This window comes from Vibrio sp. 10N.222.49.C9 (assembly GCF_041474985.1).
In the GTDB taxonomy this organism is placed as follows: Bacteria; Pseudomonadota; Gammaproteobacteria; order Enterobacterales; family Vibrionaceae; genus Vibrio; species Vibrio crassostreae_C.
The window spans coordinates 1-366 of sequence record NZ_JBFRVD010001363.1 but is presented as its reverse complement, the minus strand read 5'-3'; the positions used below and the strand labels follow the sequence as shown (position 1 = coordinate 366).

Sequence of the window (366 nt, the reverse complement as noted above, 5' to 3'; positions counted from 1 at the left end):
AAGTTCTTCTTAGTGCCTACTGCAGGTGCGTGTATTCATACGCCACCGCCACCACCTAATCAGATTGTATTGGTTGAATACCCGGAAGGCATTGAGTTAGTTAGTTTGCAAACACCAGTTTGGGTAGAAGGCGAGCTGTTTAATGAAGCTGCAAAAGCAAATGTGAACTACAGCGACGGCGCAAGCAATGTTGAGACGGTATATCAGATGTCGGCGCAGGAAGTCGAACTGTATCAAACCAACTAAGTTATTCGATTGATGGCGCATAAAGGGCGTCATCGAGTAACAAATACCACTAAAATACAAACAAATCATAAAGATATCAGGGTGTGACATGACATTGACTCTCGACTTTCTAAATCTTGC

At 43.2% G+C, this 366-nt stretch carries 1 protein-coding gene; it reads left to right on the top strand.

The window, feature by feature from the left end; all coding sequences use genetic code 11:
* A partial coding sequence (locus AB4585_RS28305) for a DUF3299 domain-containing protein (RefSeq protein ID WP_372172092.1) occupies window positions 1–246 on the top strand: 246 nt, incomplete at its 5' end.
* Window positions 247–366: the final 120 nt, after the last annotated feature.